The sequence below is a fragment of the Streptomyces sp. A5-4 genome (assembly GCF_051131715.1).
GTDB lineage: Bacteria > Actinomycetota > Actinomycetes > Streptomycetales > Streptomycetaceae > Streptomyces.
The window spans coordinates 5,193,681-5,217,145 of the sequence record NZ_CP178591.1; the positions used below are offsets into that span (position 1 = coordinate 5,193,681).

General features: G+C 70.9%; 19 protein-coding genes and 1 riboswitch. Of the genes, 9 read left to right on the top strand and 10 right to left on the bottom strand.

Annotated features, from left to right (window positions below; genetic code table 11):
- Positions 1-163 precede the first annotated feature (163 nt).
- The 3 genes from ACLLJJ_RS24290 to ACLLJJ_RS24300 are packed head-to-tail and all read right to left on the bottom strand — an operon-like array spanning position 164 to position 2,323.
- Positions 164-724 carry an NADAR family protein gene (locus ACLLJJ_RS24290; RefSeq protein WP_434595295.1) on the bottom strand — a complete coding sequence of 187 codons (561 nt, stop codon included), beginning with the start codon at positions 722-724 and terminating at the stop codon, positions 164-166.
- Positions 725-752: 28 nt separating this feature from the next.
- A complete protein-coding gene (locus ACLLJJ_RS24295; RefSeq protein WP_434595298.1) occupies positions 753-1,433 on the bottom strand; it encodes a signal peptidase II in 681 nt (226 codons plus the stop codon).
- 53 nt (positions 1,434-1,486) lie between these two features.
- On the bottom strand, positions 1,487-2,323 hold the full coding sequence (locus tag ACLLJJ_RS24300) for an NAD(P)H-binding protein (RefSeq protein ID WP_434595301.1): 837 nt from the start codon (positions 2,321-2,323) through the stop codon (positions 1,487-1,489).
- Positions 2,324-2,543: 220 nt separating this feature from the next.
- Between ACLLJJ_RS24300 and ACLLJJ_RS24305 the strand changes: the two genes are divergently transcribed.
- The 6 genes from ACLLJJ_RS24305 (at position 2,544) to ACLLJJ_RS24330 (ending at position 9,219) form a co-directional block, all read left to right on the top strand.
- Positions 2,544-3,188: a nuclear transport factor 2 family protein gene (locus ACLLJJ_RS24305; RefSeq protein ID WP_434595305.1), complete on the top strand. Its 645-nt coding sequence runs from the start codon at positions 2,544-2,546 to the stop codon at positions 3,186-3,188.
- Positions 3,185-4,102 carry an SCO6745 family protein gene (locus ACLLJJ_RS24310; protein ID WP_434595307.1) on the top strand — a complete coding sequence of 306 codons (918 nt, stop codon included), beginning with the start codon at positions 3,185-3,187 and terminating at the stop codon, positions 4,100-4,102. The genes ACLLJJ_RS24305 and ACLLJJ_RS24310 overlap by 4 nt, the downstream gene beginning before the upstream one ends.
- 6 nt (positions 4,103-4,108) lie before the next feature.
- Positions 4,109-5,245 (top strand): nucleotide disphospho-sugar-binding domain-containing protein, encoded by a 1,137-nt coding sequence (locus ACLLJJ_RS24315; protein WP_434595309.1) that lies wholly within the window; start codon positions 4,109-4,111, stop codon positions 5,243-5,245.
- A complete protein-coding gene (locus tag ACLLJJ_RS24320; protein WP_434595311.1) occupies positions 5,242-6,264 on the top strand; it encodes a Gfo/Idh/MocA family protein in 1,023 nt (340 codons plus the stop codon). The genes ACLLJJ_RS24315 and ACLLJJ_RS24320 overlap by 4 nt, the downstream gene beginning before the upstream one ends.
- A complete protein-coding gene (locus tag ACLLJJ_RS24325; protein ID WP_434595313.1) occupies positions 6,261-7,793 on the top strand; it encodes an MFS transporter in 1,533 nt (510 codons plus the stop codon). The genes ACLLJJ_RS24320 and ACLLJJ_RS24325 overlap by 4 nt, the downstream gene beginning before the upstream one ends.
- 109 nt (positions 7,794-7,902) lie before the next feature.
- Positions 7,903-9,219: an activator-dependent family glycosyltransferase gene (locus ACLLJJ_RS24330; protein WP_434595315.1), complete on the top strand. Its 1,317-nt coding sequence runs from the start codon at positions 7,903-7,905 to the stop codon at positions 9,217-9,219.
- A 67-nt stretch (positions 9,220-9,286) separates the two neighbouring features.
- Here ACLLJJ_RS24330 and ACLLJJ_RS24335 read toward each other — a convergent pair whose 3' ends face one another.
- From ACLLJJ_RS24335 to ACLLJJ_RS24345, 3 genes are all read right to left on the bottom strand, one after another.
- Positions 9,287-9,439, bottom strand: a complete 153-nt coding sequence (locus tag ACLLJJ_RS24335) for a hypothetical protein (protein WP_434595318.1) — start codon at positions 9,437-9,439, stop codon at positions 9,287-9,289.
- Between the two features lie 92 nt (positions 9,440-9,531).
- The gene (locus ACLLJJ_RS24340) at positions 9,532-10,587 is read right to left on the bottom strand and encodes an NlpC/P60 family protein (protein WP_434600505.1); all 1,056 of its coding nucleotides are present in this window, start codon (positions 10,585-10,587) and stop codon (positions 9,532-9,534) included.
- 583 nt (positions 10,588-11,170) lie between these two features.
- Positions 11,171-12,379, bottom strand: coding sequence for an NlpC/P60 family protein (locus ACLLJJ_RS24345; protein WP_434595320.1), 1,209 nt, complete (start codon positions 12,377-12,379; stop codon positions 11,171-11,173).
- A riboswitch (cyclic di-AMP (ydaO/yuaA leader) is annotated at positions 12,379-12,541 on the bottom strand. Its footprint overlaps the gene before it by 1 nt.
- Positions 12,542-12,813: 272 nt before the next feature.
- On the opposite strand from ACLLJJ_RS24345, the gene pcrA reads away from it, so the two are divergent.
- Positions 12,814-15,300, top strand: a complete 2,487-nt coding sequence (gene pcrA, locus ACLLJJ_RS24350; RefSeq protein ID WP_434595323.1) for a DNA helicase PcrA — start codon at positions 12,814-12,816, stop codon at positions 15,298-15,300.
- 145 nt (positions 15,301-15,445) lie between these two features.
- Here pcrA and ACLLJJ_RS24355 read toward each other — a convergent pair whose 3' ends face one another.
- Positions 15,446-17,101, bottom strand: coding sequence for a peptidoglycan DD-metalloendopeptidase family protein (locus ACLLJJ_RS24355; RefSeq protein ID WP_434595326.1), 1,656 nt, complete (start codon positions 17,099-17,101; stop codon positions 15,446-15,448).
- 275 nt (positions 17,102-17,376) lie between these two features.
- Positions 17,377-18,228 carry a lipase family alpha/beta hydrolase gene (locus tag ACLLJJ_RS24360; RefSeq protein WP_434595328.1) on the bottom strand — a complete coding sequence of 284 codons (852 nt, stop codon included), beginning with the start codon at positions 18,226-18,228 and terminating at the stop codon, positions 17,377-17,379.
- 353 nt (positions 18,229-18,581) lie between these two features.
- On the opposite strand from ACLLJJ_RS24360, the gene ACLLJJ_RS24365 reads away from it, so the two are divergent.
- Positions 18,582-18,995, top strand: coding sequence for a cobalamin B12-binding domain-containing protein (locus tag ACLLJJ_RS24365; RefSeq protein WP_434595331.1), 414 nt, complete (start codon positions 18,582-18,584; stop codon positions 18,993-18,995).
- Positions 18,996-19,360: 365 nt separating this feature from the next.
- Here the strand turns inward: ACLLJJ_RS24365 and ACLLJJ_RS24370 are convergent, their stop codons facing one another.
- Positions 19,361-21,205: a DUF5691 domain-containing protein gene (locus ACLLJJ_RS24370; protein ID WP_434595333.1), complete on the bottom strand. Its 1,845-nt coding sequence runs from the start codon at positions 21,203-21,205 to the stop codon at positions 19,361-19,363.
- A 202-nt stretch (positions 21,206-21,407) separates the two neighbouring features.
- Entirely contained in the window at positions 21,408-22,814 is a 1,407-nt protein-coding gene (locus ACLLJJ_RS24375; RefSeq protein WP_434595336.1) for an SWIM zinc finger family protein, read from the bottom strand.
- A 134-nt stretch (positions 22,815-22,948) separates the two neighbouring features.
- On the opposite strand from ACLLJJ_RS24375, the gene ACLLJJ_RS24380 reads away from it, so the two are divergent.
- Positions 22,949-23,377, top strand: coding sequence for a hypothetical protein (locus ACLLJJ_RS24380; protein WP_434595339.1), 429 nt, complete (start codon positions 22,949-22,951; stop codon positions 23,375-23,377).
- Positions 23,378-23,465: the final 88 nt, after the last annotated feature.

Here is a 23,465-nt window from a genome sequence, read left to right on the forward strand (position 1 = left end):
CCATACCGGCCCGGACCCGTTGTACTGATCCCCATGATCCCCCGCACTCATACCGGCCCCCGAACCGTCGAGCGACGCGCGTCGCGCGCAGTGTGGGGCATTACGATCCACCAGCGCGCGAAGGGTGTCAATCGGGCCTGTACGCAGGTGACTTGACGTCGTATCAGGCGAGTGCGTCGCGGGCGTCCATCAGGGCGAAGCCGAGCAGGTTGAGGCCGTTCCAGGTCGCCGGGGAAGCGGAGCGCCCGTCGTCCGCCGCCAGGCCGATCCCCCAGATGCGGTCCACGGGGCTCGCCTCGACCAGGACGCGGTCGCGGGTGCCGAGCAGGAACGCGCGCAGGTCGTCGTGCCGGCCGAACTTGGCGATATTGCCCCGGACCACGATCCCGTACCGCTCCGCGTCCCACACCGCGCTGTCGAAGCCGCCGATCTGCCGGCCGAGCTTCTTCGCCTCGTTCGGATGCCCGGCCTCCAGGATCCTCGCCGCCGTCGCGGGGTCGCCGAACAGCCAGGCCTTGTGCGCCATCATGTAGTGCTCGGCGGACCGGTACGTATGGCCGTCCTCCGAGAAGCCCGCCTCCCACCACTGGCTGAGGCAGCTGGGCCCCGGGGTGCCATCGCGATTCGGCCGGTGCCCCCAGAAGAGCAGTTGGCGCAGGCGCTCACCACGGCGCTCCGCCGCGACGGCCTCCTCGACCGACCTGGGGAGTGAGGTGCTCGGCATGTGCGATCTCCAGGGTGTGAAGGGGTGTTCAGAGAGCGGGCGACGCTTTCGTGTCTGTGCCTGTGACCACGTCTGCGTTCGTGTCCGTGCCCGCGTCTGTTCCCGTGTCCACGTCCACGTCCACGTTCACGTCCGTGTCGGCGTCGGTGTCTTCCGTCGTGCGCACATCCATCGACGAAAGCACCACGATCATGACCGCCCCCGCGAAGAGCACGATGTCCGCGACGTTGCCCACGAAGAAGCCCGCGTAGTCGATGAAGTCGACGACATGTCCGCGCCCGAAGCCGGGCGCCCGCAGCAGCCGGTCCCCGAAGTGTGTCGTCGCCCCGCCCAGCAGCATCCCGAGCGTGATCGCCCACGGCGCGGACCGCACCCGCCACGCGTACGCCGCGATGCCGACCATCGCCAGGCCCGCGAGGATCGTGAACACCCAGGTGGCCCCGGCTCCGATCGAGAAGGCCGCGCCGGGGTTGTAGAGGAGCACGAAGCGGATGACGTCACCGATCACCGGGATCCGCTCACCGTTGCCCAGCGCGCTCTCGGCCCACCACTTCGTGCCCTGATCGACGAGCAGCACGACGACGGCGATCGCGATCGCCCACCAGAACAGCCGACGCCCGCCACGCGGCGCGGTGGCCGCTTCGCCTGGTACGTCGTCGCTCACCGCGTCGCTCGGGTCGGGCTCGGGGATCGAGTGGTTCGAGGTCATCCGAGGAGTATCGCGCGTCGGCCGGTCGCTGTTCGAATCCCGGTCGGGGCCGGTCAGCGGAAGTCGTCGGCGTGGTCCGCCGCCCATGTCCGGAAGGTGCGCGGTGGGGCTCCGGTGATCTCCTCCACCACGGAGGTGATCAGGGCCGGACGGGTGGGCGCCTGCGCGCCGTCCAGCAGCGCCTTCACCAGCTCGGGCGGCCAGCCGTCGGCGAGCATCTGCGGTCGTGCGGCCTCCGCGGTGACCTCCTCGAAGCGCAACGGGCGGCCGATCGCCTCCCCGATGGCGCGCACCTGCTCGTCCTTGGTCAGCTCCCGCGGACCGGTCAGTACGTGCTTCGCACCCCCGTGGCCGCCCTCGGTCAGCACCCGCACCGCCACGGCCGCGATGTCCCGCTCGTGAATCACCGCCTTGGAATCGGTGAGGCCGCGTACGACACCTGTGTCGCGGATCTGCGCGGCCCACCCCAGGGCGTTGCTCGCGATGGTGCCCGACCGCAGGAAGGTCCACCGCGGGCGGGACTTCTCGATCAGGCGCTCCATGTCGAAGTGGAACTGGTTGATCGGGCCGTCCTGCCGTTCGGCGTCCTCGTTCACGCCCGCCGACGAGAGGTAGACGACATGGCGGGCGTGTCCGGCGATCGCGTCCAGCACGGCGGGCGCGCCCTCCGCCGAGAGGAAGGGCCAGACCAGGAACACCGAGTCGACCCCCGTCAGCGCGGATTCCAGCGAGCCCGGGTCGGACAGGTCGCCGCCCACGACCTCGACCCCGGCCGGCAGACCGGCCGCCGCGGGGTCGCGCGTCAAGGCACGCACTGGGGCGCCCGTGGCCAGGAGTTGGGTGACAACCTGGCGGCCGACATTTCCGGTGGCTCCGGTGACCAGAATCATGAGACATCCCTCAGCCGTGGTGGGTGCTGCGTCGTCATCCAGCATCGTGCAACCTCAACCGCGGACGAGGTCAACGCGGCGTGGCGAACGGGTGCGAGGAACGTCAATGAAGTCCGTTCTGCGTGCGAAGGCCGTTAATTCGAAGTCAAGTCGATTGCTCCGACGACCCGGCCGAAGGAAGGTATTGCTAGTTTCCGCCGTACTGGATTCCAAGTCCTCCATGTCCGGCAGCAGTTTGAGAATTCGGTACGCCATCGAAAGCAATCCTGGGGCCATCATGACGTCGAGTACGACAGAGAACATTGGGGCGGAACTCCATCAGCGGATACGTGAACTGACCGACCGGGCCGCGATCTCGGACCTCATCGACCGGTACACCATTCTCCTGGACACCCAGGACGAAAAGGGAATCGACGAGGACTGGCCCGGATCGATATTTGTTGAGGACTGCAGGCTCACTTATCCCATAGGCGGGCACAGCGGCTTGGCGGGGCTGGCCGGTTTTCACGACGATGCCAAGCAGAAATTCACCGCGACGCATCACCTCAGCTCGAATCACGTCATCGCGTTGGCCGGAGACCGGGCGAACATCCGGTTCCAGATGGTCGCCACCCATGTCCACCGGGCCGAAACGCGCAGCCGTGCGGCGACCGACCCGGGGCCGCTGTTCCAGATCGGCGGCTACTACGAGGGTGAGTCCGTGCGTACGGCGGACGGCTGGCGATTCGACAACTGGACTTTCCACGTGGTGTGGACCGCGGGTGTGGGCCCGGCGGACATTGCCGCCGCCGAAGTCGAATCGCGATCCGAAATATCCGCCGCTGAAGCCGACTCGCGACCCGGAACAAAGGAGCCCCGCTCATGACACCTCCGACTGGGTCGGCCGCCCGGCAGTGCCACAACGTGCTGAACATCCTGCATTCCACGGTGTACTTCAGCCCCGACCTCCACAAGGATCTGGCCGATCGCGGCATCGGCGACCCGATGGGCGCCTACCTGGTGGGCCGGGCCGCAGCGCTCGGGAAGGTCGGGCCGGGACTGGTCACCGCCGCGTTCTACAGCTTCCACCACGACATGATCGCCTCGCATCTGCCCGCCGTCTGGGAACGGGTGTCCCCCGAGGAGGCGACAGCCGCCCGGCTGCGCGCCGCCGACGCCACCTTGCGCCGGGTGCTCGGGGAGGAGGCCCTCACGGCCCGCCCGATGCGGGACGCGGCCCGGCTCGCGCTGGGCGCCCTGGAGGCGTGCGGCCGGCCAGGACGCCCGCTCTACGCGGCCCTCGCCGACCAGCCCGTGCCGGACGCGCCGCACCTGGCGCTCTGGCACGCGGCCACGCTGCTGAGGGAGCACCGGGGAGACAGCCACATCGCCGCGCTCTCCGCAGCGGATCTCGACGGCATCGAGGCGCTGGTCTCGCACTGCGCCAGCGACGAGGGCATGCCGCGCGAGGCCGTGATGACCAAGCGCGGCTGGACGCCGCTGGACTGGTCGGCCGCCGAGCACCGGCTGCGCGAGCGCGGCCTGATGGACGCCGAGGGCGCGCTCACCGGGCAGGGGCGCAGGCTCCGCCTGGAGCTGGAGGCGGACACCGACCGCCGGGACAGCGCCCCGTACGACCACCTCGGAGCGGCGGGCGTCGCCGAACTCACCGCCCTCTTGGGGGACTTCGTCCGGGCCGCCGGACGGGCCGGTGCCTTCCCCGCCGAGCTCGAAGCCTTCTTCCTGGGAGCCGTCGCTCCTGCCACGCCCGCCACCGACCCGACCGCGACCAAGGAGTAGTCAGACGTGAAGATCCTCTACGTCGCCGGTGCGGCTCCGGCAACCGTCTTCTCTCTCGCCCCGCTGGCGAACGCCCTGCGCAGCGCCGGACACGAGGTCGTCATGGCCTCGGTCGAAGCCATGATGCCGTTCGTCGCGGGGGCGGGCATACCGGCCTACTCGGTGACGTCACTGACCGTCCGGGACTTCATCTCGACGGACCGGGACGGCAATCCGGTGGAGTTTCCGAAGGACGACCAGGAGCAGCAGCTGGCCACCGGCCGCTGGTTCGCGCGGCTGGCCGCCGTCAGCCTCGAACCGCTGCTGAAGCTGGCCGAGAACTGGCGGCCCGACCTCGTGGTCGGCGGCACGCTGTCCTACGCGGCCCCGCTCGTCGCCCGCCACTTGGGGGTCCCCTGGGTGCGCCAGGCCTGGGACCGGGACCGGCCGACCGTGCCCGACCTGGGCGCCGATGAGGAACTGCGGCCGGAGCTGGACCAGTTGGGTCTGGACCGGCTCCCGGACCCGGACCTGCTGATCGACATCACTCCGCCGAGCCTCCGGCCGGCGGACGCCCCGCCCGCGCAGCTGATGCGGCTGATGCCGGCCAACCCGCAACAGCGGCTCGAACCGTGGATGTACACGCGACCGGGCCGCCGGATCTGTGTGACATCGGGCAGCCGGGTGGTGCGCGGGCAGGACGACTTCCTGCGGACCTTGGCGAAGAACTCCCTCGATCTGGACGCCGATCTGGTCGTCGCAGCGCCCGAGGAGGTCGCGGCCGAGCTGCGCACCGAGTTCCCCCGGGTGCGGGCGGGCTGGCTGCCGCTGGACGTCGTGGCGCCCACCTGCGACCTCATCGCGCACCATGGCGGCGGCGTGACCGGCGCGACGGCGATCAACGCCGGAGTGCCGCAACTGATCATTCCGCAGGGCTCGATGTTCCACGACTCGTCGAAGCGCATCGCGGACTACGGCGCGGCCATCACGCTGATGCCGGACGACGCCACACCGGCGAATTTCCTGGACGCGTGCCGCGAGCTCATGTCGAACCCCTCCTACGGCGAGAAGGCGCGTGAGCTCGCCCGCGAGACCCACGGGCTCCCCCTGCCTTCGCACGTGGTCGGCGTACTGGAAGAGCTGGGCGGGAGGACCGTCGCATGAGTACGGAACGGCTGAGGGTCGGGGTCATCGGCTGCGCAGCGATCGCCGCGCGACGGATGCTGCCGGCTCTTGTGGACAGCCCCGACGTGGAAGTGACCGCCATCGCGAGCCGGGATCCGGCCAAGGCCCGCCGGTTCGCCGAGCGGTTCGGCGGCGCGGCCGTGGAAGGCTACGAACGGCTGCTGGAGCGCCCCGACGTCGACGCGGTGTACGTACCGCTGCCGGCGCTCATGCACGCCGACTGGATCGAGCGGGCGCTGCGGGCCGGCAAGCACGTCCTGTCGGAGAAGCCGCTGGCGACGACACGGAAGGACGCCGAGGACCTCGTCGCCCTCGCCGCGGCCCGCGACCTGGTCCTGCTGGAAAGCTTCATGTTCCTGACGCACGGTCAACATCAGGTCGTCCGCGACAAGGTGGCCCAGGGCGCCATCGGGACACTGCGCCACCTGACCGCCGAATTCGCCTTCCCCGCCAAGTCCTCCGACGACATCCGCTACCGCCCGGACGTCGGCGGCGGCGCGCTGACCGATATCGGCGTCTACCCCATCCGCACCGCCCTGATGTATCTGGGCAGCGACCTCGAAGTGGTCGGCTCCTGGCTGCACTTCGACCAGGACCGGGGCGTGGACCTCGGAGGATCAGCGCTGATCGGTGCGCCCGACGGCGCCACCGCACACCTGTCGTTCGGCATGGAACACTCCTACCGCTCGCAGTACGCGCTCTGGGGGAGCCACGGACGGATCTCCGTCGGGTGGGCGTACACACCCCCGCCGACGCACTCCACGGTGATCCGTATCGAGCAGCAGGACCGGGTGGAGGAGATCACCCTGCCGCCGGAGGACCAATTCGCCAACGTGGTCTCGGCATTCGTCGCCCGGGTGCGCCACGCGGTGCCGTCCGGACTGGAGGGCGAATCCGTGGTCGGCCAGGCAGATCTGGTGGACCGGGTGCGCGCGCAGGCGCTGCTCCGCCCGAGCCCGACCCGTACGCGCACAGAAACGTTGGGATACCCGTCATGACCGAATCACCCGAGACCGGGAACGCGGACGGCGAAGGCGCCGTAACTCTCCAGGAACAGAGCCCCCCGTCGCAGCCCGACCCCCGGCGCTGGTGGCAGCTCGGACTCATCGGCCTGTCCCAGCTGACCATCCTGCTGGACGGCACGGTCGTGAACATCGCGCTGCCATCGGCCCAGGCCGACCTGGGCATGACCGACGCCAACCGGCAGTGGGTCATCACGGCGTACGCCCTCGCCTTCGGCGGTCTGCTGCTGCTCGGCGGCCGGCTCGCCGACATGCTCGGTCGTAAGCGCACCTTCCTCATCGGCATGGCGGGCTTCGGAGTGGCCTCCGCGCTCGCAGGCATGGCGGCCAGCCCCGGCATGCTGTTCGCCGGGCGTGCGCTGCAGGGCGCCTTCGCGGCCCTGCTGGCGCCCGCGGCGATGGCCCTGCTGACGACGACGTTCCCCGACCCCAAGGAGCGGAGCAAGGCGTTCGGCATCTTCGGCGCCATCTCTGGCGCGGGCTCGGCGGTGGGCCTCATCGTGGGCGGCCTGCTGACCGAATACCTCGACTGGCGCTGGTGCATGTACATCTGCGTGCCCATCGCCGTCGTCGTGGTGGTCGGCGGCCTCACGATCCTGCGCGACACGGACACCAGGGCCGGGGGACGGCTGGACGTCCTCGGCGTGCTGCTGGGCACGGGCGGCCTGGTCTCCCTCGTCTTCGGCTTCAGCGAGGCCGAGCCGCGCGGCTGGGACGACTCACTGGTCCTCGGGACACTGATCGGCGGTGTGCTGCTGCTGTTCCTGTTCGTCGTGTGGCAGAACCGGGCGCGTCATCCGCTGATGCCGCTGCGGGTCCTGCGCAGCCGGCGCCGGGCGGGCTCCTTCCTGGTGGCCGGTTTCGCTCCGGTCGCGATGTTCGCCCTGTACCTGTTCATGACGTACTACCTCCAGATCGTCCTCGACTTCTCGGCGGTCCAGACCGGCCTGGCCTTCCTGCCGCTGACCGTGTCGATGATCCTGAGCTCCACGCAGATAGCGGCCCGGCTGCTGACCCGCGTCGAACCGCGCGTGATCGTGGCGCCCGGCCTGCTGGTGGCAGCCGCCGGAATGCTGCTCCTGACCCGGGTCGGAGTGGACTCGGCGTACGTCTCCGAAGTACTGCCGGCCCTGGTCCTGGTCGGCATGGGGCTGGGCGGCACGATGATGACGGCCATGGCCACCGCCACTTCGGGCGTGGCCACCGAGGACCAGGGCGTGACCTCGGCGATGGTCAATGCCTCCATGCAGATGGGCGGCGCCATCGGCACGGCCGTGCTCAACACGGTCGCGGCCACCGCCACCGCGAGCTACCTCCAGGGGCACCTCGCCTCCGGCACGAGCGAGGCGCGGCGGGCCCTGATCCGGTCCCAGGGCGCCGTGCACGGCTTCTCCGTCGCGCTGTGGTGCGTGGTCGGGCTGCTGGTGCTGACGGCGACCCTGGCCGCGTTGATGCTCAAGGGCGGCACCGCCAGAGAGCCCAAGGGGCATACGGCCGCCGCATAGCCGGGGCCCCGGGCCCCACCAGTGAACGAGCACCGCCGCTCCCCGACCGCCGGGAGCGGCGGTGTCCTTCTTTCCGCTTCCCGCTTGCTGCTTCCGAACGGAGACCCTGATGCGCGTCCTGTTTGCCGCGTTCCCGCTGCCCTCGCACCTCTACCCGATGATCCCGCTCGCCCACGCCCTGCAGACCGCCGGGCACGAGGTGGTCGTCGCCACCCAGCCGGGCACCTTCGACCCGGACATGCTCGCCACCGTCGTCGCCGCGGGCCTCCAGGTCGTGCCGCTGGGAGTGAAGGAAGACCTGGACGACATGGTCCGGGCCCGCTTCGGCGGCACCCACCCGGAGCTGCGGACCGACGCTCTGGCGCTCACGGAGGACGCCGCCAACTGGGAGTCGGTGCGCCACAGCATGGTCTTCCAGTGGAAGTGGCACTACCGCGTCGAATCACCGGTCGAGGACAGCCGCCCCGTGGTGGACCACCTCGTCGACTTCGCCCGTGCCTGGCAGCCGGACCTGGTGCTCTGGGACCCGCTGTTCTTCCCCGCGCCCATCGCCGCCCGCGCGGTCGGCGCGGCGCACGCCCGCGTGCTGTTCGGCCTGGACAACGTCGGCCTGGTCCGGCAGAAGGGCGTCGAGCAGCTCCGCGGCGAGGGCCGGTCCCCCGACGAGGACCCGCTGGTCACCTGGATGCGGCCGATGCTCCAGCGCTACGGGATGGAGTACGACGAGGAACTGCTGCTGGGCCAGTGGACCATCGACCCCCAGCGCACCGGCCACCGGTTGCCGCTGGACTATCGGTACCTCCCCGTCAGCGGCGCCCCGTACAACGGTGTGACGGTCGTGCCGGAGTGGCTGCGGGAGAAACCGCGCCGGCCACGGGTCTGCCTCACCCTGGGACAGACGGGCCGGCCCCGGCTGCGCCACGCGGACAGCGAGATCTCCATCCGCGAGCTGATGGAGATGGTCGCCGGTCTCGATGTGGAGGTCGTCGCGACACTCAACGCGGACCAGCGGGCCGTGGCCGGGCCCATACCGGACAACGTACGGACCGTCGACTATCTGCCGCTCAATCTGCTGCTGCCGAGCTGCGCGGCGATCGTCCACCACGGCGGCCCTGGCACCACCGCCGCGGCGGCGGTGCACGGCGTCCCGCAGCTGATCGTCCCGTATGTGCGATGGGACGAGCCCGTCCAGTCGCGGTACGTGGCGGACCGCGGCGCGGGCATCGCGATCCCGGACGAGGAGCTCAGCGTGGAGGCGCTGCGCAAGGCGCTTGAGGCGATCCTCGGTGAAGCCTCCTACCGGGAGGGCGCGGCGGCGCTGCGCACGGACGTCGGCGCGGCCCCGTCCCCGAACGAACTCGTCCCGGTTCTGGAGCGGCTGACCCGCGCGCAGCGACGCGGCGGGGAGCACGCGGCGGGGCGCTGAGAGCGGCCGGGCTCACACCCGGCACGCCGCACGCCCGGCGCGGTACGAGGCGTGCCACCACGCGGGTTCAGCGCCTGCGACCGCCCCGCAGCCGGTCGAAGAGGCTCCTGGCCTGGGCGCGCCTCCTGGGATCGGACGCCGCGCGGCGGCCCTGGGCGATCGTGCGGCGGCCCTGCGGACTGCGCGCGTACTGCTTGATCCGGCTGATGATGCCCGGCATGGCTGGTCCTCCGTCCCCCTCGCCGTCACCATGCCTGCCATGGCGACGCCCTGCCCGCCTACCCCGTGCGGGCGGGACTACGCGGGGCGCGCCTAGGCGGGCCGGCTCGCGCCGGCGAAGGGCATCTGGTCGATCGGGGCCATCCGGACCGGGGCGCCGGGACGCGGCGCGTGGATCATCTGGCCGTCGCCGATGTAGAGGCCCACATGGCTGATGCCCGAGTAGAAGAACACCAGGTCACCGGGGGCGAGTTGGGAGCGCTGGATGCGGTTGCCCGCGTTGATCTGGGTGTACGTCGTACGAGGCAGCGAGACGCCCGCCGCGCGCCAGGCGGCCTGGGTGAGCCCGGAGCAGTCGAAGGACGAGGGACCGGTGGCGCCCCAGACGTAGGGTGCGCCGAGGGCGCTCCTGGCGAAGGAAACAGCCTGTGCGGCCCGCGCGTTGGGGGCCGTGGCCGCGTCGCCGCGCGGGGCGTCACGGTTCGCGCGGGGGGCCGCCGCCGCGCCGTGGCCGTCCTGGCCGGCGTACCGCGCACGCTCCTCGGCGCTGAGCCGGGACAGCAGGGCCTCGGCGTCGCCGATCTTGTCCTGGATCCTCGACTTGCGCTTCTTCAGGTCGCTCTGCTGCGACTTGAGGTTCGCGAGCTTGACGTCGGCCTCGCTGTGCAACTGGTCGATGGCGCCGAGCTGCCGGCGCACACCGGTGACGGCTGCCGCGTGCCGGTCACCGGCCCGGTCGGCTCTCGCGGCCCGTTCCAGGTACTGGTCGGGGTCGGAGCTGAGGGCGATCTGCAGGGCCGGGTCCATCGCGCCGGTGCGGTACTGGGCGGCGGCGAGCGAACCGAGCGCGTTGCGCGAGGTGTTGAGGCGCTCGGTCCTGCGGGCGGCCTCGTCGCGCAGCTCGCCGAGGGATTCACGGGTGTCGCCCGCGGTCTCCCGTACGCCGTTGTACTTCTCGGTGGCGACCTCGGCGTCGTGGTAGAGCTGGTCGACCTTGGCCTTCACCTGAGCGGGGGTGAGGGCGGGCTCCGCGACGCCGGTTCCTTCAAAGGCTATGGCGCTCGCGGCTCCGGCGAGGGCGAGTGTGAAGGCGGCGCGGGCGGTACTGCCGGTGAGCGTGCGCTGTTTGGGCCTGCGGTGCGCTGCCACTAGGGCGTCCACGTCCTTCGGTCGTCCGTCGGTACCGCGTCCGGCGGCGGCCCGCACAGGGGGTCGGGCCACCACCGGATTCTCGGCGGTGATGGCCGACCGGCCGCTCCGGGGAGGTGCGGCGGTGGGGAGTCGGCCACCTGAGGGAGGACGCTAAACCCGAGGGTCACGGGGAGGCATCGGAATGACTGACAGTGTCCGAATTCGGTGATGAAGTGACCACCGGTGACCGACGGAATGGTCCGGAATTGAGTATTCCGCCCGGCTGCGACCGATGCGAGGGCTCGGAGGCGCCCGATGGGCAGGCCCTGCTACAGGGCGCCGAGAGCGGGCCGACGTCGGCCCGCGCGGCTTCGTCCTTCGGTCGGTCTCGGCCGGCACCTGACGAGCGCCACCATGGCGCTCTTGGCGACGAGCGTCTGGCTGCTCACGGCGGCCGGGGCGTACGCACCGGAACGGGCGGGCCGCCGCGGCCCGGCAGAGGCCGTGCTGCGGAGGCTCATGTGCCGCTGAGAGCGAGGGGGGGCGGCCGGTGCCGGGCGGGCCCGGTTTCCGGGCCCGCCCGGCGTTGGCCGGACGTGCGTCACGCCGGGCGCACGCTGCCGTAGATCGGCATGTAGTAGATCGACTCCTCGCGGACGTACGCGCCGGGCTTGGGCGCGTGGATCATCTTGCCGTCGCCGATGTAGATGCCGACATGGCTGATGTCGTCGTAGAAGAAGACCAGGTCACCTGGCTTGAGGCTGCCGGTCGCGATCCGGGTGCCGACCTTCACCTGGTCCCAGGTGGTCCGCGGCAGATCGACGCCCGCGGCCTTCCACGCACCCTGGGTCAGCCCGGAGCAGTCGTACGAACTGGGGCCCGCGGCTCCCCATACGTACGGCTTGCCGACCTGGGCGCGGGCGTAGGCGAGCACCTTCTCGGCCTTGGCCGCGTACGCGCCACCGGACTCGCTGCCACCCGTGCCCGTGCCGGGGGCGGTGTCCGAGCCCGTCCCGCCGCCCGTACCCGCGCCGCCGCCCGCGCCGTCCTCCGGCTTGGCCGCTTCCTCCTGGCGTTTCCGCTCGGCGTCCGCCCGGTCCTTCGCCTCCGCCTTGGCCTTCTCCTCGGCCTTGCGGGTGGCTTCGGCCTCCCGCTTCTTCTCCAGCGCCGCGAGCCGCGCCTTCTCCTCGGCGGTGAGATCCGACAGCATGTCCCGCGCCTTGGCGAGCTTCTTCTGGACGTCCTGCTTGGAGGCCTTGAGCGTGGCCTGCGACTCGGTGAGCTTCTCCAGGCTGCGGGTCGCCTCGGCACGCTCCTTGGCGGCTTCGTCCTGCTTCTTCTCGTAGTCGGTGATGTAGGACTTCTGACGTTCCGTCATGCGGTCCATCAGCTGGTTCTGGTCGAAGTACTGCTGCGGGCTGTCCGCGAGCAGCAGCGCCGCGGTCGGGGTGACCGTGCCCGACCGGTACTGCGCGGCGGCGAAGCCGCCGAGCTTGCGCCGCGCGTCGTTGAGCTTCTCGGTGCGCTTGGCGACGTCGTCGAGCAGCCCGTCCACCGACTTGCGCCGGCTGTCGGTGGCTTCCTTCGCCTTGTTGTAGCTCTGGGTGGAGGTGCCGGCCTGCCGGTAGAGGTCGTCGACCTTCTTCTGCACTTCCTCGACGGTCGGGTGGGGGCTCGGCTCGGTCGGCGCGGCCTGGGCGCTCTGCCCCAGCAGGCTGATCGAGGCGATGGCGGCCGTCGTCATGCCGACGGCGGGTGCGGTGGTGCGAATCCGGGTGCGCGATTTGCGATGCGATGCCAAGGTCGGCATTTTCCTTCCGTGGACCGCCTACCGGGTTAGCTGTCGGGTTCGGGCGGAACGGAAGGCTGCCCTACGGTCCGTGGGGAACTCGGACCGATTCACCCCAGTGGTGCGTGTGGGTCCCCGGTTCCGAACTGCCCTGAGGCAGTACGAATTCGGCGTGGACGGCCCGGTCCGGCGCCGATCGCCGGTGGAGGTACAAGCCGCCCGGCTCAGCACGCTAGCCAATGCGTGGGACCGCTGGGAAGCCCGATGTTCGATATGCCCGATACGTTTTCGTTACCTGGATGTAGAGATGGCGTGAGAGGGGTGAAGATGTGGCGGAGGTCACGGGCGAATGCGGTTGGCGAAGAGGCCGGGGCGGCCCGGTACGGCCGTCGCCGACCGGATTCGCCGGCATTCCGGGGCGGGGTGTCAGTGGGCCCGCCTAAGCTTGGTCAACGATGAGCAGCCTCTTTGACGACAGCTTCCTGGCCGATCTCCAGCCCGCGGCGGAGGCGACTCCGCCGCCCCCCGAGGGGCACGCCGCGGAGGAGGTTCCGCACGACCTCTTCGAGGGCGCCTTCGCGGCGCCCCCGGCGCCGAGGGACGCGTACTACCGAGGTGGCGCACCGCGCCCCGTGACGGACGTCGCCGCGCTGCTCGACGGGCTGAACGAGGAGCAGCGCGCCGCCGTCGTGCACGCCGGTTCGCCGCTGCTCATCGTGGCGGGGGCCGGCTCGGGCAAGACCCGGGTGCTGACCCACCGGATCGCCTATCTCCTGGCGAACCGGGGCGTCCACCCCGGCCAGATCCTCGCGATCACCTTCACCAACAAGGCCGCGGGCGAGATGAAGGAGCGCGTCGAGGAGCTCGTCGGCCCGCGCGCGGGCGCGATGTGGGTCTCGACCTTCCACAGCGCGTGCGTCCGCATCCTGCGCCGCGAGTCGAAGAAGCTCGGCTTCACCTCCTCGTTCTCGATCTACGACGCCGCGGACTCGAAGCGCCTGATGGCGCTCGTCTGCCGCGACCTGGATCTCGACCCGAAGAAGTTCCCGCCGAAGGCCTTCAGCGCCAAAGTGTCGAACCTGAAGAACGAGCTGATCGACGAGGAGACCTTCGCCGGTCAGGCCGCCGACGGCTTCGAGAAGATGCTGGCCGAGGCGTACGTGATGTACCAGGCACGGCTGCGCGAGGCCAACGCCCTGGACTTCGACGACATCATCATGACCGCGGTGCACCTGCTCCAGGCGTTCCCGGACGTCGCCGAGCACTACCGGCTGCGCTTCCGGCACGTCATGGTCGACGAGTACCAGGACACCAACCACGCGCAGTACACCCTCGTGCGCGAGCTGGTGGGACCCTCCGGGGAGGACAAGGCACCGGGCGAGCTGTGCGTCGTCGGCGACGCCGACCAGTCGATCTACGCCTTCCGCGGCGCCACCATTCGCAACATCCTCCAGTTCGAGGAGGACTACCCCGACGCCAAGACGATCATGCTGGAGCAGAACTACCGCTCCACGCAGACGATCCTCACCGCCGCCAACGCGGTGATCGAGCGCAACGAGAACCGCCGACCGAAGAATCTGTGGACGGACGCCGGAGCGGGCGCCCTGATCACCGGCTATGTAGCGGATACCGAGCACGACGAGGCGCAGTTCATCGCCGAGGAGATCGACCGACTGACCGACGCGGGCGACGCGAAGGCCGGCGACATCGCGATCTTCTACCGTACGAACGCACAGTCCCGCGTCTTCGAAGAGATCTTCATCCGGGTCGGCCTGCCGTACAAGGTCGTCGGTGGCGTCCGCTTCTACGAGCGCAAGGAGGTCCGGGACGTCCTGGCGTATCTGCGCGTCCTGTCGAACCCCGAGGACACCGTCCCGCTGCGCCGCATTCTGAACGTACCCAAGCGGGGCATCGGCGACCGCGCCGAGGCGATGATCGACGCGCTGTCCCTGCGCGAGAAGATCAGCTTCCCGCAGGCGCTCCAGCGGGTGGACGAGGCGTACGGCATGGCGGCCCGCTCGACCAACGCCGTGAAGCGGTTCAACACGCTGATGGAGGAGCTGCGCACGGTCGTCGAGGCGGGCGCGGGCCCGGCCACAGTGCTTGAGGCCGTCTTCGAGCGCACGGGCTACCTCGCCGAGCTGCAGGCATCGACCGACCCGCAGGACGAGACGCGCATCGAGAACCTGCAGGAACTGGCCGCGGTGGCCCTGGAGTTCGAGCAGGAGCGGGCCGGCGAGGAAACGCCGGGGACGCTGGCGGAGTTCCTGGAGAAGGTGGCGCTCGTCGCCGACTCCGACCAGATCCCGGACGAGGACGAGGACGGTTCCGGCGTCATCACGCTGATGACGCTGCACACGGCCAAGGGCCTTGAGTTCCCCGTGGTGTTCGTGACGGGCATGGAGGACGGGGTCTTCCCGCACATGCGCGCGCTGGGGCAGACCAAGGAACTGGAGGAGGAGCGGCGGCTGGCGTACGTGGGGATCACCCGTGCGCGTGAGCGGCTCTATCTGACGCGGTCGACGATGCGCAGCGCGTGGGGACAGCCCTCGTACAACCCGCCGTCGCGGTTCCTGGAGGAGATCCCGGAGGAGCACCTGACGTGGAAGCGGACGGGGGCGCAGATTCCGGCCGGCCCGGTCTCGGGCATCGGCTCCTCGCGGTCGTCGTCCTCGTCGGTCACGTCGTCGTTCGCCACATCCACGCGGGGCGGCGGCGGTGGCGGCGGGCGTTCCGGTCCTTCGGGCTTCGCCACGCGACGGTCCTCGGACAAGCCGGTGATCGCGCTGACGGTCGGGGACCGCGTCACGCACGACCAGTTCGGCCTCGGCACGGTCGTGACGGTGACCGGGACGGGCTCGGACGCCCAGGCGACGATCGACTTCGGCGACGAGCGGCCGAAGAAGCTGCTGCTGCGGTACGCGCCGGTTCAGAAGCTCTAGCCGGGCGGGGGCGAGGGGGAGAGGGGCCGCGGCGGCCGGGCGTGCCAGTCGGACGCACCGGCCGGGGGCCGTTGGCGGGCTGCGGCTTGTTCGCCCCGCGCCCTGGCCCCTGGGTGTTACGGGGCCGGGGCTACGAAGTCGGGGCTCAGGTCGGGTCGATGTTGTGGCTGCGGAGCCACGACAGCGGGTCGACCGCCGCGCCGCCGCCGGGACGTACCTCGAAGTGCAGGTGCGGCCCGGTGGAGTTGCCGGAGTCGCCCGAGTACGCGATGGTGTCGCCCGCCTGGACCGAGCCGGACCGGAGCTTGTTGGTGCTGAGGTGGCAGTACCAGGTCTCGGTACCGTCGGCGGCGGTCACTATGGCCATGTTTCCGTAGGCGCTGTTGTACTGCGTGCGGACCGTGCCGTCGGTCGCGGCCATCACCGGAGTGCCGTACCCGACGGGGAAGTCGATGCCGGAGTGCTGCGACATCCAGTTGACCCCGGCCTGGCCGTAGTACGCGCTGAGTCCGTGCTGCGCCACCGGCAGGACGAACTTGGGGCGCTCGGCCTCCTTGTGGGCGGCCTCCGCGACCCTGCGCTTCTTCTCGGCGATCTGGCGGGTCTTGAGGTCGATGCGCTCCTGCGTGCGGCTCGCCCGGTCGGCGAAGTCGTCGGCGTCCGCGCTGAGGTTGGCGAGCTGAGTGTCCAGCTTGTTGTTGACGGTGACCGGCTTCACCGAGCCCGGGTCGGGGGCGGCGACCGTGGTGGTGCCGTCCTTCGGCTCCTCGGAGCTGCCGACTCCGCCGACCGAGGCCGCGGCGATGCCGGCGACCCCCATCACACAGGCGGACGGGACGGCGACGGTGAGGAGAGCGGAGCGCTTGGCGGGGGTACGTCGACGGCCTCGGCCGGCGGACCGGCGGGCGGCGCGGGGGCCGGCGGCGGCTGCGGAAGCTACGACGGCCTCGTGATCCGGGTCCGGCACGGGGGAGGCGTCGATGTCGGCGGGGTCGATGCCGGCGCTGCCGCTGTCGACGTCGTTCCCAGCGCCGGTGTCGGCGTCCGTCTCGGCGTCGTACTGCCGGTAGTCGTGGGAGACTTCGTACCGTTCATGCGGTTCGTACGGGTCGTAGACCTCGTACGGGGCGGGTGCTTCGCCCGCCTCGGGTGTCATGAACGGCTGCGGGGCCTCGGCCGGATCGGCGACCGTGAACTGGGCCGTGGCGTAAGGGACTTCCTCGGGCGCGGCGACGGGGTGGGTCCCGGTGTGGCCGCCGGTGTTCCAGGCGGTGGCGTCGTATGCGCCGGTATCGTACGCGCCGCTGTTGTACCCCGGCGCTGTGCTCCACTGCCCGGTGGCGTCGGCGGCCTGGGCGGACTGCGGCGCCGCGTACTGGCCGGTCTGTCCCGCGTCGAACTGGCCCGGGATGAACTGGCCCGGGATGCACTGGCCCGTCTCGAACTGGCCCGTTTCGAGCGGCCCCGAGCCGAACTGCTCTGCCTGGTTCCAGGCGCTGGCATCCCACTGGCCGGTGGTCTGGGCGGGGATGTCCGCCGCAGTCTGATATCCGGCGGCAGGCCATGAACTGGTGTCGTACTGCTGGTGTTGCTGGTGCTGTTGTTGTTGCTGCGCGCCGTAGGCGTCGTACCCGACCGTCTGGTGGGCACCCGTGGTGTCCCACTGGGAGGAGTCGTACTGGCCGCTGTGGTCCACCCCGTAAGAGCTTCCCGGGTCCGGCAGTGTGCCGAAAAGGGGATCGGTGTCGAAACTGCCGGTGGAGTAGCCGTCGTACCCGGCGTGGGCGTGCTGGTCGTCCACCAACTTCTCTCTCGCCTCGACAACAGGACCTGAGTCTGGGGTCCCTGGAGAAACTTGAGCCCCTGGAAATACGGGAGCCCCAAAGGCAAACAGTGGCGCGACTGTACCCGGCGGTATGCGGGGACGACAATCTTCGGCAGGTTCCCGGCGCTCCGGAAACGGGCATTCGGCCGCCTTTTGGTGGACGCCGGGCGCAGGCTTGGCTTTACGTTCGACGCGTGTTCGATCCGGGGGCGGGTGAGTGAGGGACGCGGGCGGCCAGGCCGGGGTGGGGATCAGGCCACCGATGCCGCCCCGGACGCATCCGCCGCCGCGTCCTGAGCCTGGAGCGCCTGCCGGATCCCGGTGGCCACGGCCGGATGGACGGGGAGAGCCAGATGGCCGATTCCAGTCACTCGTATGTTCTGGGCGATCAAATCCTCGTGGGTGACGCACGCCGTTTCGAGGGGGAGCATCAGCTGATCGAGATCGCTCCAGAAACTTACAAACTTGGTCCGGCAACCGGGCGCGGGCTCGCGCAGCTCCTCGATCACGTCGGAGCCCGGACGCATCTGTCGCACGATGGGGTGAGCACTCATGGGCGGGGCGACGCGAGTGCCGGTGTGCGGAGTGCCGAGAGTGACCAGGGTGCGTACGCGCGTGTCGCCGCCGAGGCGCTGCACGTAATAGCGGGCGATCAGGCCACCGAGGCTGTGGCCGACGATGTCGACCTCGGCGTGGCCCGTGCGGTCGCAGATCTCCTCCACATGGCGGCCGAGCAACTCGGCGGCGGTGCGGATGTCCCAGGTCAGCGGCGAGTAATTGAGGGATTCCAGATGGTGCCAGCCATGCCGGGCCAGGGAGCGGCGCAACAGGACGAACACGGATCGGTTGTCCACGAAGCCGTGCAGCAGCACGACCGGCGGACGGGGCCGGCCGGTCGTGGGCAGCCGTGACGTCTCCGGCAGGACGACCGGCTCGCCGACCGGGTCCCGGCGGCGCTCCTGGGCGATACCCGACGGATAGAGGAAGAGGTGCCCGGCGAGGATGGCCAGCTCCAAGGCGGTGGCCCGCAGGAGCGCGGCCGACAACTGCAACTGGCGCAGGCGCGGCGGAAAAACGAAGAAGAAGAAGGGCAGAATCTTCATGGCCGACCTCCCGAACGGCACGTGGGGAGACAGCTCAGTCCCCCGTGTGCCCTCGTGGGTCGCCGTGCTGAGGCGGTCGGCATGCCGCGCCCCCGTGCCGTGCGGCTGACGGCAGAAAGATGCGGCGACCTCGTTGCGGCTCCCCAGGCGATCGTTCCCCGCGCTGCGGCAGTAGCGCCTGCTGAGGCGGGAACGACGCATAGCGAACATGTCCCACGTGTGATTTCCCCCTCCCTGTCCACCGTGAAACGAGCGCTTGCGGGATGCTGTGGATAACGTTCGTTCACTTCCCGGTCCGTTTCCGGAGCGGGGACGCGTGCCAATGACGGCGCAGTCGGTACATGGAGGCAGTGATGGGTGTGACCGGACCGATCCGCGTGGTGGTCGCCAAGCCGGGCCTCGACGGGCACGACCGTGGGGCAAAGGTCATCGCGCGGGCGCTGCGCGACGCCGGTATGGAGGTCATCTACACCGGGCTTCATCAGACGCCCGAGCAGATCGTGGACACCGCCATCCAGGAGGACGCCGACGCGATCGGCTTGTCGATTCTCTCCGGTGCGCACAACACGCTCTTCGTGAAGGTCATCGACCTGCTCAAGCAGCGCGAAGCGGAAGACATCAAGGTCTTCGGCGGCGGCATCATTCCGGAGGCGGACATCGCGCCGCTGAAGGAGAAGGGGGTCGCGGAGATCTTCACCCCGGGCGCGACGACACAGTCCATCGTCGACTGGGTCAACGCCAACGTCCGCCAGGCGGCCCAGGCCTGACACGGCGCGGGGGGCTGACACGGCGCCCGGGGCCGGGAGCGCGTCGGGGCCGGGAGCGGCGTCGGGGCGGGCCCGGGATGGCGGGGGTCGGCGCCGAGGCACCCGGGGTCCACGCCGGGATGGCAGCGGCTGGCGTCGAGGTGCCCGAGGTTCACGCCGGGATGGCAGCGGCTGGCGCCGAGGTGCCCGAGGTCGACGCGGGGCGGGCACGTTGGCCTGCCCCGGCTTTGGTGTGAGTGCCGGGCTCGACCTCGGTGTGGAGGCCGGTCTCGGCCGACGGGCCGGGCCGGTCTCGCCGCACACCGACCTGTCCCGCCGCGAGCTCCGGTGTGCGTCGCTCCGGCCGACGCGCCGGGCCCCATGACTTACTCCTTCGGCCGGTCCGGCGGCTCGGGCTGTCCCGGCGCCTCCGGGGAGCCCGGCCCCGGCGGCGGTTCGGTCGGCTCCGGCAGCTGTGCGGAGTGAGACGCCGGCGGCAGCGCCTCGGGTTGTGACAGTTCGCTGAGCATCGCCGCCCTGAGACGAAGGGTGCCGACGAGGCGTTGGAAGGCCTCCGACCAGTAGCCGCCCGCGCCGGGCGACGCGTCCTCCTGCTCGTCGGGAGTCGTCGTGAGGATTTCGAGTCGGCTCGCCTCGCCGGGGTGCAGGCATCGCTCCGCCAGCCCCATGACGCCGCTGAAACTCCACGGATAACTCCCCGCCTCACGCGCGATGTCGAGCGCGTCCACCACCGAACGGCCGAGCGGCGCCGACCACGGCACGGTGCAGACCCCGAGCAGCTGGAAGGCCTCCGACAGCCCGTGCGCCGCGATGAACTCGGCGACCCAGTCGGCCCGTTCACCCTCCGGCAGGGTGGCCAGCAGCTTCGATCGCTCGGCGAGCGACGACGTGCCGGGCCCGGAGATCGGCGGCGCGGAGGGCGTGCCGAGCAAGGCCCGCGACCAGTCGGCGTTCCTCTGCCGCACCGCCGCGCGGCACCAGGCCGCATGCAGCTCCTCCTGCCAGTCGTCGCTCACGGGCAGCGCGACGATCTCCCGTGCCGTACGGCCGCCGAGCCTGCGCGTCCAGGCGGCCAGTGGCGTGCACTCCACCAACTGGCCCAGCCACCAGGACCGTTCGCCCCGGCCGGCCGGAGGATTGGGCGACACGCCGTCGCGCTGCATGTCCGCGTCGCATTCGTGCGGCGCCTCGACGGTGATGCGCTCCCCGTCGCCCGTCCGGTCGCTGCGGTCCAGGCTGACGCAGGTCGTGGCGCGGCTTGCCATCCGGGAGGCCAGAGCCGACCTCGGCAGGGCGGAGAGCAGTTCGGCGGCGGTGGAACGCACATTGCGGCTGCGGTCGGACAGGGCCTGCTCCAGGAAGGGCTCGTCGCTGTCGGACAACCCCGTGCGCAGGGAGTCGAGGAACATCAGCCGGTCCTCGGCACGCTCGGTGGACCAGGTCGCGACGAGCAGGGCGAGCGCGGCGCCGGGCTCACGCGCCCGTAGGGAGGCGAGCAGTCCGACCCGCTCTGCGAAGAGGCCCTCCTCCCACAGGGCCCGCACGGCCTCCGTGTCCCGGCTGTCGGGCAGTGCGGCGCCGCCCGAGGCCCCGCGCAGGGCGAACCGCCAGTCCGCGTTGAGCCGCGCCAGCCAGAGCCCGCGCGGCCCGGCGAATGCCAGGGCCTGTGGTCGCAGGTCGCTGCGGGCGCGAGCGGCGTCCAACAGGGCGGGCAGCAGATCCGTCGGTGCCTGATAGCGGCGCGCGTTCGCCGCGGCGAGCCACTGGGGGAGCAGCTCGGTGAGATCGGGTGCTGTGCCGCGCCTGCCCCCGGCGTTCGTGGGGGAGGCGGACCGGCCGGCCAGCAACTGGGCGAGGCGGTGCCGGGCAGCCGCGGGCAGCCGGGGGCGCGGATCGTGCGGTGCGAGCGCGGGCCGTGCGCCGGCCCGCGCCGGAAGCAGCCCCGCTCTACGTCGCATGGTCAGCCGGGCGGCGGCGTCCAACAGCGCGACCGGCGCCTCCTTCCCGGCCGTCGCCGAATCGGCGGGCAGCGCACGGCGGTCGGTGCCCAGCAGGGCGGAGGTGACGATCCCTTCCCAGATGTCACCGATGTCCCCGCCTACTCCACCGCCGGCTCCGGGGTGGCCTTCGATGCGGGCGCGGGTGGTTGCGCCCGTAGCGCCGGCCCTGCCGGCCGTGTGGTTCGTAGTCGAGTTGGTGGTGCTGGTCATGGGCCCCTCCGCACGGTCAGGACGGTCAGGTCAGGTCGGAACGGTCAACTCAGGACAGTCAGCTCAGCTCAGCTCTGCTCAGCTCAGGTCGGAACGGTCAGGTTGGGACAGTCGGCTCAGCCCTGCTCAGGACGGTCGGGGTAGGGCGACGGAGGGGGCGGAGCGGCCGGTGAGGCCGTGCGGGCCCGGGGTCACCGAGTGATCAGGCGTCGACGAGCGCGACGGTTTGCGCCGAGCCGTCGGGCCAGGCGGCCAGGGGGGTGAAGCCGCGGTGGCCGCATTCGCCGAAGACCGTGACCGGGCCGCCGCCGGACAGGGCGGCGAGCTTCCAAAGGCCGGGCCTGGACAGGGCCGAAGCAGCGACGGGCAGGGCGGACTCCCCTTTCTCGTCGGCCAGTTGCCAGCCGTCCTCCGCGGGTATCGGTATGACGCCGCTGAGCACCACCGGCCAGGACTCCAGCCACGGATCGTCCTTCAGAGCCACGCCGTAGGCACCCACCGCTTCGGCGGTCCCGGCGCCCGGGGGCGCCGCGTCGATCGGGACGGGGAGGCCGAACAGCTCACCCAGGTCGGCTCGGAGCTGTCCCGAACCCGCGTAGTAGGTGAGCTCGGCGTCGACCATCAGGCCGGGCGGCAGGGCGATTTCGGGCGCCCGGCCCGCGGCCCCGAAGGAGAGCACCAGTGCGGTTCGCCCCGAGTTCCGTCCGTACAGCCAAATGCGGCGCACGACGAGCTTGGCGTCCGGGGTGTCGTACTGGGCGAGCACCATCCAGTGGTCCCGGACGGACGGCCCCTCGGCGGGCCTGGTGAGGCCGACGCGGGTACGGACCGTCGCGGCCAGTGGCTCCGGCAGTCGGTCACGGCCCAGCCAGGCCTGGTCCAGCAGATGCAGCAGCGCGCACTCCTCAAGCAATCGCACCGGCCAGCCGGGCCCCGACGCCGGTATGGCACCCAACTCCCTTACCCGCGCGGCCAGTCCGGGCGCCTGGGCGTCGATCATCCGGGCGGCCGTCTCCTCCCACAGCTGGTATCCCGTCTGCTCGGCGGTGGCCAGGCCGCCGCGCAGCAGGTCGGTCAGCCGCTGCTCCAGCTCCGTGGCCCCCGTGCTGATCCGCTCGGCCCGGCGCTCGGCCCTGCGCCTGGCCGCCTCGGGATCGACTGCCTTCGCGGAATTCCCCAACTCCCCGTCCGGCCCGCCCGCTACGCCCTGCTCCTGCTGCCGCCCGGCGCTCTCCCGGCGTGCCGTCAGCCACTCCTGGGCCCAGTCCGGCGCTGCCGCCCCCGGCGCTGCCGCCCCCGGCGCTGCCGCTCGGAGTCCCCGCTCGTCCGCGGCCTGGAGCAGCAGCAGCCCCAGCGCGTGCTTGCAGGGGAACTTCCGGCTCGGGCAACTGCACTTGTAGGCTGGGCTGCTGCCCGCCATGTCGACCACGGTCCGGTACGGCTTGCCGCCGCTGCCCCTGCACAACCCCCACACGGCCCCCGAGCCGCTGCTCCCCGTCTCCGACCACGGCCCGGCCGTACCGAGCCTGCTTCCCGCCTTGCGTGACGCATCATCAGGAGCCAGTGCCAGCACCTGATCCGCAGTCCAGCGCACCCCCAGCTGATTCATGCCAACGACGCTACGCGGCGCCACTGACAATCGGCTCCCACCTGCGGTTTTAGTTGATCGGGCAGCGATTTGACTTTGCTTTTCCTTCGCGATTAGGTGCGAGATTCCACACACAAGATCCGGGGGGATCCCATATGAACCGCATCATCCGCACCGCCGTCTGTGCCGCCGCCGTCACCGGCCTCGCCTTCGGTCTCGGCGCCTGCGCCGAGACGACCGAGGCCGCCAAGGACAAGGCTGTGGACCAGGTCGACAAGGCCGTCGACGAGACCTACGAGGTCACGTACGAGGTCACCGGCAAGAGTGTCGATTCCATCGAGTTCGCCGGCGGCGGGGGCACTGCCATGAACCCGAAGATGGAGTCCGTCGCCAAGCCCAAGCTGCCGTGGACGAAGACGGTCACCCTGCGCGGAATCATGCCGCCGGCCGTGTCGCCGATCGCCATCGAGGGCGCTGCCGACCTGAGCTGCAAGGTTGTCCACAAGGGGAAGACGATCAAGGAGGCCAAGGGGGAGAAGGCCATGGTGGGCGGCTGCGTCGCGATCTCGCCCATCGCCAAGTAGCTCCAGAGCCCCACCACTTGGTGTCTGACCTGCGGTGACGGCTGATTGTCAGTGGCGTGGTGCACGGTAGATCCCACATCCGGGAAAT

Coding starts and splice junctions, on each gene's coding strand:
- ACLLJJ_RS24290 (WP_434595295.1), bottom strand. CDS start 724: ATGCCGAGCACCTCACTCCCCAGGTCGGTCGAGGAGGCCGTCGCGGCG.
- ACLLJJ_RS24295 (WP_434595298.1), bottom strand. CDS start 1,433: ATGACCTCGAACCACTCGATCCCCGAGCCCGACCCGAGCGACGCGGTG.
- ACLLJJ_RS24300 (WP_434595301.1), bottom strand. CDS start 2,323: ATGATTCTGGTCACCGGAGCCACCGGAAATGTCGGCCGCCAGGTTGTC.
- ACLLJJ_RS24305 (WP_434595305.1), top strand. CDS start 2,544: ATGTCCGGCAGCAGTTTGAGAATTCGGTACGCCATCGAAAGCAATCCT.
- ACLLJJ_RS24310 (WP_434595307.1), top strand. CDS start 3,185: ATGACACCTCCGACTGGGTCGGCCGCCCGGCAGTGCCACAACGTGCTG.
- ACLLJJ_RS24320 (WP_434595311.1), top strand. CDS start 5,242: ATGAGTACGGAACGGCTGAGGGTCGGGGTCATCGGCTGCGCAGCGATC.
- ACLLJJ_RS24325 (WP_434595313.1), top strand. CDS start 6,261: ATGACCGAATCACCCGAGACCGGGAACGCGGACGGCGAAGGCGCCGTA.
- ACLLJJ_RS24330 (WP_434595315.1), top strand. CDS start 7,903: ATGCGCGTCCTGTTTGCCGCGTTCCCGCTGCCCTCGCACCTCTACCCG.
- ACLLJJ_RS24335 (WP_434595318.1), bottom strand. CDS start 9,439: ATGCCGGGCATCATCAGCCGGATCAAGCAGTACGCGCGCAGTCCGCAG.
- ACLLJJ_RS24345 (WP_434595320.1), bottom strand. CDS start 12,379: ATGCCGACCTTGGCATCGCATCGCAAATCGCGCACCCGGATTCGCACC.
- pcrA (WP_434595323.1), top strand. CDS start 12,814: ATGAGCAGCCTCTTTGACGACAGCTTCCTGGCCGATCTCCAGCCCGCG.
- ACLLJJ_RS24360 (WP_434595328.1), bottom strand. CDS start 18,228: ATGAAGATTCTGCCCTTCTTCTTCTTCGTTTTTCCGCCGCGCCTGCGC.
- ACLLJJ_RS24365 (WP_434595331.1), top strand. CDS start 18,582: ATGGGTGTGACCGGACCGATCCGCGTGGTGGTCGCCAAGCCGGGCCTC.
- ACLLJJ_RS24370 (WP_434595333.1), bottom strand. CDS start 21,205: ATGACCAGCACCACCAACTCGACTACGAACCACACGGCCGGCAGGGCC.
- ACLLJJ_RS24375 (WP_434595336.1), bottom strand. CDS start 22,814: ATGAATCAGCTGGGGGTGCGCTGGACTGCGGATCAGGTGCTGGCACTG.
- ACLLJJ_RS24380 (WP_434595339.1), top strand. CDS start 22,949: ATGAACCGCATCATCCGCACCGCCGTCTGTGCCGCCGCCGTCACCGGC.